At 77.9% G+C, this 493-nt stretch carries 1 protein-coding gene; it reads left to right on the top strand.

Going from position 1 to position 493, the window contains the following annotated elements:
• On the top strand, window positions 1-408 hold a 408-nt coding region (locus AC4IJH_RS43685; protein ID WP_490857592.1), incomplete at its 5' end, for a hypothetical protein.
• Between the last annotated feature and the right edge of the window lie 85 nt (window positions 409-493).

Genomic DNA, 493 nt, shown 5'->3' on the forward strand with positions numbered 1-493 from the left:
CGGATGGCACCGCCGCCCCGGCCCCTCGAAACCCCCACATCCCACGAGGAGATGACCATGCAGGACACCCCCGAGACCACGGGCGAGCGGCTGACTCGCACCCTGGCGCACCACGGCCTGGCCGTGCGCACCCTGGTCTCCCGCCGCTACGACGGGAGCCGCATCGTGGTCGACGTGGAGGGAGGAGCCGAGATCCGGATCGCAGACCAGCGCGGCCTGATCGACGGGCGGGCCGACTGGCATTGCGGGTGGATCGCCCGCTACCGGCCGCACGGGGCCCGCAGCGGCGAGGGCGAGACCCGGATCTACGAGTCCAGCGGCGCGCGGCTCCCCTTCGAGCAGGACACCGCCGCCCTGGTGGTCGCCGTCGTCCAGTGCGCCACCGCCCGCAGTCTCGCCGTCGCGTGAAGCCCAAGGGCCGGGGGGGGGGGGGGGGGGGGGGGGGGGGGGGGGGGGGGGGGGGGGGGGGGGGGGGGGGGGGGGGGGGGGGGGG

The organism is Streptomyces sp. UF-297, assembly GCF_058245575.1.